The sequence below is a fragment of the Mycobacterium colombiense genome (genome assembly GCF_001672755.1).
GTDB classification, from domain to species: Bacteria; Actinomycetota; Actinomycetes; order Mycobacteriales; family Mycobacteriaceae; genus Mycobacterium; species Mycobacterium colombiense_C.
In genome coordinates, this window is sequence record NZ_LZKI01000121.1 from 1 (window position 1) to 622 (window position 622).

The window sequence follows — 622 nt, forward strand, 5'->3', positions numbered from 1 at the left end:
CAGATCGCCAAGATCGATCTGGCGCTGGGAAAGCTGAAGCTCGAGCCCGGGATGACGCTGCTGGACATCGGTTGCGGCTGGGGAGCCACCCTGAAGCGCGCTGTCGAGAAGTACGACGTCAACGTCATCGGAATTACCCTGAGCCGCAACCAGTTCGAGTACAGCAAGAAGAAGCTCGCCGGATTGCCGACGGACCGCAACATCGAGGTGCGCCTGCAGGGCTGGGAAGAGTTCGAAGACAAGGTCGACCGGATCGTCTCCATCGGCGCCTTCGAGGCATTCAAGATGGAGCGCTATTCCGCATTTTTCGAACGCGCCTACGAGATTCTTCCCGATGACGGCCGGATGCTTTTGCACACGATTTTGGCGTATTCGCAGAAGCAGCAGCATGAGCGTGGCGTTACGATCACGATGAGCGATTTGCGATTCATGCGATTCATCGGTCAGGAAATCTTCCCGGGCGGCCAGCTACCGGCGCAGGAAGACATCTTCAAGTTCGGTGAGGCGGCCGGCTTCTCGATCGAGCGGGTGCAACTGCTGCAGAAGCACTACGAGCGGACCCTGAACATTTGGGCGGCCAACCTGGAAGCCAACAAGGAGCAGGCGATCGCGATTCAGTCCC

General features: G+C 58.8%; 1 protein-coding gene. It reads left to right on the forward strand.

The features are described from left to right. A partial coding sequence (locus tag A5708_RS17020; RefSeq protein WP_065029755.1) for a class I SAM-dependent methyltransferase occupies positions 1 to 622 on the forward strand: 622 nt, incomplete at both ends.